Below are 6,182 nucleotides of genomic sequence, written 5' to 3'. Positions count from 1 at the left end.
CATGGTTCCGGGCGGCGCCCTGGCCGCTGTTGGGCTGCGAAAGATGCCGGATGCGGGCGTCTGGAAACGAACGGATCACGTCGGCCGTCCTGTCCGTCGACCCGTCGTCGACCACGATGAGCTCGAAGTGAGGGTAGGTCTGGGCCAGCGCGCTCCGCATCGCGCGACCAAGGAAGCGCTCAGCGTTATAGGCGGGGACGATTACGGAAACCAAGGGCGCCGCCTGTGCCGTCACGCGTCACCGTCCTCGCTGCCGCGCGGGCTCGGGGCTATTCCGTCTCCCAGAGACCGGGCCCAATCGACTGCCACAGCCGCTCCACGCGACGGAGATCCTCAGGCCGGTCGATCCACCACAAGTGCTCGCGCTCCGGCATCCGGTATCCGTACAACGCGTCTCCCGCGGCGAGCATCGCCGGAAAGACGTCCCGTCCAAAGTCCACGACCCGGCCGGCGGGGATCGCGTCCAGCACCGCCCGCTCGAGCACATAGATCCCCGCATTGACCCAGTGGCTGAAGACCTCGCTCGGGGCTGGCTTCTCCAGAAAGCGGGTAATGCGGTCCTGGGCATCGAGCCCCACGATGCCGCCGTGAGTGGGGTCCTCTCGGTGGTGAAGCGCTATGGTGACCGCGCCCCTGCGGGCAAGGTGTTGCTCCCACAAGTGGTCGAGGCGGCACGTGCTCAGGTTATCGCCATACCAGACAAAGAACGGGCCGTGAAAGAATGACGCCATGCGCTTGACCCCTCCGGCCGTTCCCAGAGGCTCCTGCTCAAAGGAGTAGGTGATGTGGACATCCCACTGCCGGCCGTCGCCGAAGTACTCGGTGACGGCCTCTGGGAGGTGACGCACGTTGATCGCCAGCTCCGTGACGCCGTGCTTCCGAAGCCAGCGGATGCCATACTCGAGGAGTGGCTTACCGCCGAGGCGCACCATGCATTTCGGCATCCGTTCTGTCAACGGCCGGAGGCGCATCCCTTGACCCGCGGCCAGAACCATCGCCTGCGCCGGCACACCAGGACCGGAAGGGGAACCCGCGGGCATCGACCTCGGGCTCAGGCGGGGATCAGCCGGACCAGGGCGCCCGTGCGCTGGGATTCATAGATCGCATGCACCATCTTGAGTGCCTCATGAGCGTCGTGGGCGCTTCCGAGTGGCTGCCGTTCTTCGTGGATCGCGGCCAGGAACTCCTGCCATTCCTGCTCCCACGAGGTGTCAGGTCCCGAGAACTCCGCGCGCTGCTCCTCAGGCGGACCGGAGGCCGGCAGGCGCCGCCCCAGGGTCAACCGTTCGGCTCCATAGCTCCCTCCGAGGCCATCGACGATCGCGTAACCATCCCGGCCAAAGATCTCAAATGAGAAGAGGTTCTTCCATTGGGTCCAACTGACGTGCAAGGTGGCCACCTGTGCGGTAGCGGTGCGGAAGAGGCCGAACGCGTTGTCCTCCACCGTATCGCGACGCGTCAGGCGATCCCCCTCCGACCGCCAGAAGTATGTGGGCGCAAAACCAACGCCCTCGACGAAGTCGCCCAAAAACCAGCGGAAGAGATCGAGCGCGTGAATCCCCTGGTCCAGCAATTCTCCGCCGCCGGCGATCTCCGGCACCGTCCGCCACTCCCTCTCGTACCCCGGCCGTCCGCCGTGCCCGTACCGGCACCGGATGAAAAAGGGTTCACCGAGGTCCCCCCGCCGGAGCGCCTCATGAGCCCCCGCCACGGCGGCGTGGTGGCGGTGGTTGAAGCCGACCTTCAGCACGAGCGGCCGGCGATCCGCCGCCCGCCCGCCCCCGGGCGAGGCCGCCTCGCGGACCACCGCCTCGGCCTCGGCCGGCGTACGGGCCATCGGTTTCTCGACCAGCACATGCTTTCCGTTGCGGAGCGCCGCGATCGCGATCGCAGCCAGCACGTCATGGGTGGTGGAGACGATTACCGCGTCGACGTCTTCCCGACCAACGGCGGCATGCCAGTCGGTATCGGCCTCGCACCCAACATCCTCCGCGACTCTGTGTGCACGGGCGAGGTCGCGGTCAACGGCGACGACTAATTTCCCGGCCATCGGGCGCGCAACGACACGGGCCCGCCGCCGGCCGATCGCGCCGCACCCGATGAGTGCTACCCGCAGGCCATCATTGCGGTCACCCGACATCGTCGGTGATCGTATCGATGAGCGGCCGCAGGGTCGCGTGATCGAGGCGGCGGAGCGTGAACCACGGAGAAGCCTTGAGCGCTGAGATGTGCGGCTCGTCCCAGTCGCGCCAGCCATCGTACGGCGCCGAGATCAACTTTCCCGTGAGGCCGTGCGAGTTCTCCGATGCCAGCCACAGGGCCAGAGCGGCGGCGAGCTCCGGGGGCACGCCGCCTTCCCCCGTGGCTCGCAACCGGCGGACTCGATCGAGCTGATCTCCCGCACGCTCCTTCGCGGCCAGCAGATCATCCTGCAGGCGCGTGTTCACCAACCCGGGCGCAATGGCGTTGACCTGAACGTTAAAGGGCTTGACCTCTTCCGCCAGCGTTTCCGTCAACCGCACCACTGCGGCCTTTGAGGCGCCGTAGGCCGCCAGGCGGAGAAGGGGCGATGCTGCGCCGCCTCCGGAGAAATTGATGATCTTCCCCTGCCGGCGCTGCACCATGTGCGGGAGCACGGCGCGACAGCACAGGAAGGTGCCGTAGAGGTTCACCTCGATGGCCCGCTTCCACACATCCGGGTCGGCGTCCCATAGCAAGCCGACCGGCCCGAGGATCCCCGCGGCGTTGACGAGCACATCCACGCGCCCATAGCCGTCCAGCGCGCGCTGCACCAGCCTGAATACATCCTGGGAAGATGAGACGTCTGTGGGAACGGCCACCGCGGCGCCGCCGGCCGCGGCGGCTTTGGCGGAAACCTGGGCGATCTCAGACGCGGTCCGCGCGGCCAGCACGACCGTGGCCCCTTCGCCGGCGAAGGCCAGGGCAATCGCCTCCCCGATGCCGCGGCCACCGCCCGTGATGACCGCTACTGTGCCCCGCACCGGTTCATCGCTCGACCTGGAGGAGCACGCCGTTCTCCCGCATCACACGCTCGGCCTCCTCCAGATACTCCCTCTTTCCGGCCTGCTCCCCGATCCACTCGGCGTATTCGACGATGTTTTGCTCGACCGGGATCCCCGGCTCCCACCCGAGGACGCGCAGCCTCGAGATGTCCGAGACGGTGTGGCGCGTGTCCCCAAGGCGGAACTCACCCGGAATGATCGGATCGAGGCCGCTGCCGAACGCTTTCAGCATCAAGGACGCGATCTCCATCACCGTGACGGCCCGCCCGCCGCCGACGTTGAAGACCTGATGATCCACCCGATCGGATTCGATCATCAAGACGTTCGCGCGGGCGACATCGCGCACGTTGATGTAGTCCCGGAGCTGACGGCCGTCCTCGTACACCACGGGAGGGAGGTTGTGGAGGATGCGGAGCGCAAAACGGCGGGCGATCCCCGAGTACGCGTTGTAAAACGAGTTTCTCGGGCCCTGGACGTAGGTGTACCGCAGGCAGACCGTCGGAATCCCATACCGGCGGCCGAGCCGACCGGCCAGGAGCTCGATGGCGTACTTGGAGATACCATAGGCGGTTCCGGGGCTGAGCGTCGTCTCCTGGATCAGCAGGGGGGCCATGGCGCCTCCGCAGGCGGGACAGCAGATCTCCCATTCCCCGCGCTTGAGCTGGTCGATCGACCGCGGCTCGGGCACGTGCACGGATCGGGCGGGGAACTCGGCAACCGGAGAGGGCCCGTTCAGCAGCTGTTCCTGGATGGTGGGCACGCGCCCCATACCCGCACAGGCCGGACAGAGGTAGACGCCCTCCCCTGCGACCGATTGCGACGACGCAAAGACGATCTTCTGTACAGGGTAGCGCTTCCGGTCCGAGACCGCGAGTTCAAAGAGCAGCGCGGCGCTCTCCGTGTTGGTGTGAATGAACCGGGAGAAATCCGGCAGGTAGTCCTGGTACGCGGCGAGGTGGAACACGTAGTCCACGCCTTCGAGCGCGCGGCCCAAGGCCTCCGGATCCGAGACATCGCCCTGGAGGAACTCCGCATCGTTGGGAACAAAGCGAGGCTTGCCTTGAGGGTGCACGCGGGGTTGCAGGTTGTCGAGAATCCGCACCTTGTAGCCCCGCTCCAGGAGGAGATCGACCGTGTGCGAACCGATGAACCCCGCACCGCCCGTCACGAGGCAATGGGCCATGTGCTTACACCACCTCCATCGAGGTCGGTCCTGACGTCCTGTTCATGGCTATGCGGTCGACCTCGTGCGAGATGGCAACGTGTACCCTGCCTTGATGGCGTCGTTCCGGAACATGCGCACGGTCTCGAGCGAGTAGTCGTGCAGATCCTTGCCGATCGAATCAAGCCGGTTCAGGATATCGTGGGTCACGGTGATGATGTGGCACCCAATCGCATCGGCATGGTAGATATTGAGCAGCTCGCGTGGGCTGGCCCAGATGAGTTCGAGGGTCGGCATCAGGCGGACCATCTCGACGGCGGCGGCCATGAGCGGAACGGGGTCGCGACCCGTGTCCGCCACGCGGCCAGCAAACACCGATACGTAGGCAGAGCTCCCCCCGGCCAGGGCGGCCGCGACATCGCGCACCTGGTCGAGGGCCAGGATGGCCGTCACGTTGAGCTTGATCCCCTCGCGGGTCAAGTCACGGATCAACGCGACCGACGATTCCCCGCGGGTATTGGTCACCGGGATCTTCACGTAGACGTGCTGCCCCCACGTGGCGATCTCGCGCGCCTGCGAGGCCATCTCGTCGAACTCATCCGAGAACACTTCGAACGAGATCGGCCGATCTGTGATGATCTTCAAAACGTCGATCGCAAACGCCCGGTAGTCCGCGACCCCCGCCTTGCGCATCAACGTCGGGTTGGTTGTGAATCCCTTGATCCACGGCTTCCGCGACAGCGCGCGCATCCCGTCGATGTCGGCCCCATCCGCATAGATCTTGACCCGTAACTCGGCGACCGGTTTCATGGGGTCCCCCCTGCGGACACCGGGTGCCGGATGATCCAGGACGCTGCGGCAGAGAGCGACGGGGCAATGTAGTCTGGATGACTCTCAGGCCCGTCCTCCTGGTAATGCCCCTCCAGACGGACGGTGAGGCATCCAGCCCGGCGGCCGGCTTCGACGTCTCGCCACCGATCTCCGATCATGAAACTCCTCGCGAGATCGATCCCGTATTCGGCCGCCGCCCGGAACAGTAGCCCCGGATGTGGTTTCCGGCAGGCGCAACCGTCGGAGTCGTCATGGTAGCATACGAAAATGTCGTCGAGGGGAAGTCGGGCACGGAGCGCCGCGTTGATCTCTTCCACTACCGCGCGCGGTTGGATCCCCCTGGCGACATCGGGTTGATTGGTGGCCACAATCAACGCAAACCCCGCGCCGCGGAGGGCACGCAGCGCTTCCGGAACGTCCGCAGGGATCACCACCTCATCCAGACCCGCCGGAGAGTACGGCTTCCCGTCTCGCACCACCGCCTCGTTGAGGACGCCGTCTCGGTCAAGAAAGACGGCACGGCGCGCCCCGCTCACCTGAGCGATTCCCACTTGGTCTGCGTGTGTTTGAGCTTCGGATGAGACACCAGGAGGTGCAAGATGACCGATTGGAAGGCCTCCGTATGGGGCGTCACGTGGGCCGGGTTGACCTGGGGCACTATGATGCACACATCCGCGACCTTGGCGGTGAATCCGTCACGGCGGCCCACCACGCCCAGGATGCGAGATCCCTGCTGCTTCCCATATTGAAGCGCCTGGACAAGGTTCGGGCTCACGTTCTTCTCGACGTCCCCCCCGCCGACGGAGAAGACCAGGATGAGGTCGCCGGCCGTGATCCGGCTCACGCGAAGCCACCCCTCAAACGCGCTCTCCCATCCGTCGTCATTGACCCGCGCGGTCAATTCAGCCACATTGTCGGTCGGGGCGTATGCCTCGAGCCCGACGATCTTTCGGAAATCGTTGACGGCGTGCGAGGCATTGGCGGCACCGCCGCCGACGCCGAGAACAAACAAACGCCCGCCTCGCGCGCGGGTGTCAGCCAGCAGGGTCGCGGCCTGCTCGATAAGATCGGGATCGAACTGCTGGAGGATACGGCCCACCTCAGTGAGGTACTCCTGCGCGAAGCTCACGGTGCGCTCCAGCAGGCCATATAGCATGGTAAATTGG

At 65.9% G+C, this 6,182-nt stretch carries 8 protein-coding genes; all 8 read right to left on the bottom strand.

What is annotated here, in order from left to right:
* On the bottom strand, positions 1-235 hold a 235-nt coding region (locus VFP86_21150), incomplete at its 3' end, for a glycosyltransferase family A protein (protein ID HET9002157.1).
* Positions 236-269: 34 nt separating this feature from the next.
* Positions 270-995: a nucleotidyltransferase family protein gene (locus VFP86_21145; GenBank protein HET9002156.1), complete on the bottom strand. Its 726-nt coding sequence runs from the start codon at positions 993-995 to the stop codon at positions 270-272.
* 56 nt (positions 996-1,051) lie between these two features.
* Positions 1,052-2,140: a Gfo/Idh/MocA family oxidoreductase gene (locus tag VFP86_21140; protein HET9002155.1), complete on the bottom strand. Its 1,089-nt coding sequence runs from the start codon at positions 2,138-2,140 to the stop codon at positions 1,052-1,054.
* Entirely contained in the window at positions 2,130-3,002 is an 873-nt protein-coding gene (locus tag VFP86_21135) for an SDR family oxidoreductase (protein HET9002154.1), read from the bottom strand. Before VFP86_21135 ends, VFP86_21140 begins: the two co-directional genes overlap by 11 nt.
* Positions 3,003-3,006: 4 nt before the next feature.
* On the bottom strand, positions 3,007-4,206 hold the full coding sequence (locus VFP86_21130) for an NAD-dependent epimerase/dehydratase family protein (GenBank protein ID HET9002153.1): 1,200 nt from the start codon (positions 4,204-4,206) through the stop codon (positions 3,007-3,009).
* Positions 4,207-4,254: 48 nt separating this feature from the next.
* Complete coding sequence (locus tag VFP86_21125; protein ID HET9002152.1) at positions 4,255-4,995, bottom strand: transaldolase; 741 nt, start codon at positions 4,993-4,995, stop codon at positions 4,255-4,257.
* Positions 4,992-5,552, bottom strand: coding sequence for an HAD family hydrolase (locus tag VFP86_21120; protein ID HET9002151.1), 561 nt, complete (start codon positions 5,550-5,552; stop codon positions 4,992-4,994). Before VFP86_21120 ends, VFP86_21125 begins: the two co-directional genes overlap by 4 nt.
* A complete protein-coding gene (locus tag VFP86_21115; GenBank protein ID HET9002150.1) occupies positions 5,549-6,145 on the bottom strand; it encodes an SIS domain-containing protein in 597 nt (198 codons plus the stop codon). Before VFP86_21115 ends, VFP86_21120 begins: the two co-directional genes overlap by 4 nt.
* Positions 6,146-6,182: the final 37 nt, after the last annotated feature.

The sequence above is a fragment of the bacterium genome (assembly GCA_035703895.1).
Classification (GTDB): domain Bacteria; phylum Sysuimicrobiota; class Sysuimicrobiia; order Sysuimicrobiales; family Segetimicrobiaceae; genus Segetimicrobium.
This window is presented reverse-complemented; position numbering and strand designations above follow the sequence as displayed.

What these genes read in the sequence shown, in the direction of transcription:
- VFP86_21140 (HET9002155.1), bottom strand. Translation starts at nt 2,140, where the DNA reads ATGTCGGGTGACCGCAATGATGGCCTGCGGGTAGCACTCATCGGGTGC.
- VFP86_21130 (HET9002153.1), bottom strand. Translation starts at nt 4,206, where the DNA reads ATGGCCCATTGCCTCGTGACGGGCGGTGCGGGGTTCATCGGTTCGCAC.
- VFP86_21125 (HET9002152.1), bottom strand. Translation starts at nt 4,995, where the DNA reads ATGAAACCGGTCGCCGAGTTACGGGTCAAGATCTATGCGGATGGGGCC.
- VFP86_21145 (HET9002156.1), bottom strand. Translation starts at nt 995, where the DNA reads ATGGTTCTGGCCGCGGGTCAAGGGATGCGCCTCCGGCCGTTGACAGAA.